The sequence below is a fragment of the Bacillus cereus group sp. BfR-BA-01379 genome, assembly GCF_022663605.1.
In the GTDB taxonomy this organism is placed as follows: domain Bacteria; phylum Bacillota; class Bacilli; order Bacillales; family Bacillaceae_G; genus Bacillus_A; species Bacillus_A mobilis.
On sequence record NZ_JAKUFT010000165.1, the window covers coordinates 1 to 1,271 of the forward strand.

Below are 1,271 nucleotides of genomic sequence, written 5' to 3' on the forward strand. Positions count from 1 at the left end.
ATTCCTTGGATGCCTTGTGGACCAGTTGCTCCCGTCGGTCCGGTTGCACCCGTTGGACCGGTTGGACCTGTTGATCCGGTTATCCCTTGTATTCCTTGAGGTCCAGTTGGGCCTGTTGGACCAATCGGACCTTGGATTCCTTGCAGACCTTGAATACCCTGTGGACCGGTTGGACCCTGGATTCCTTGGATTCCCTGAATTCCTTGCGGGCCTGTTGCACCTGTTGGACCCGTTGGACCCTGTGGACCTTGCACTCCTTGTATTCCAGTCGCACCAGTTGGACCTATACCTCCTTGTGGCCCCTGAATTCCTTGTATCCCTTGAGGACCGGTTGGACCAGTTATACCACTTGGACCTTGCAACCCTTGTAAACCTTGAGGACCGGTTGGACCGATTGGGCCTTGTATTCCTTGAAGACCTTGTAATCCGGTTGGGCCGGTTGCTCCCATTACTCCTTGCTCACCTTGTATTCCTTGTATTCCTTGCGGGCCTGTTGGACCAATTGGACCTTGTGCCCCTTGCACCCCTTGAGGACCTGCCTGCCCCGTTGCTCCTATCGGTCCCTGCACTCCTTGTAAACCTTGTAAACCGGTTGGACCGGTTACTCCCATTACTCCTTGTGGACCTTGAATTCCTTGGTCACCTGTTGGACCTGTTACCCCCATTGGCCCCTGTACGCCTTGCAAACCTGTTAAACCGGTTGCACCTGTAGGTCCTTGTATTCCTTGCACCCCTTGAATGCCAGTCGCTCCTGTTGCTCCGGTCGCCCCTGTTGCTCCTGTTGCTCCTGTTGGACCGGTTGGACCTCCCGGTGATCCTGCTGGACCAGTTGGACCGGTTGGGCCTCCTGGCGGACCAGTTGGACCCGTTGCTCCGGTTGGACCCGTTGCAGATCCAGTTGGACCTGTTACCCCCGCCTGACCTGTCGAACCGGTTGGACCTGGATCCCCTTGCAAACCAGTTGCACCCGTTGGCCCTATTACACCTTGCACTCCTTGAATTCCTTGAGAGCCGGTTGGACCAGTTAGCCCCATCTCACCTTGTGGACCTTGTAAACCTTGAACACCAGTTAAACCAGTTGGGCCCATTGGCCCTTGCTCCCCTTGTATTCCTTGAGAACCGGTTGGACCAGTCGGACCCATCGGACCTTGAATACCTTGTATACCTGTTACCCCTTGTAAACCGCTGCTCCCTAAATTCCCTTGAACACCTTGTATACCCGTATTTCCGGTTGGACCAGTCGGACCAATTTCACCTTGCACCCCTTGTAT

At 55.1% G+C, this 1,271-nt stretch carries 1 pseudogene; it reads right to left on the reverse strand.

What is annotated here, in order from left to right:
• A pseudogene (locus MR113_RS27145) lies at window positions 1-1,271 on the reverse strand (collagen-like protein); the annotation flags it as partial.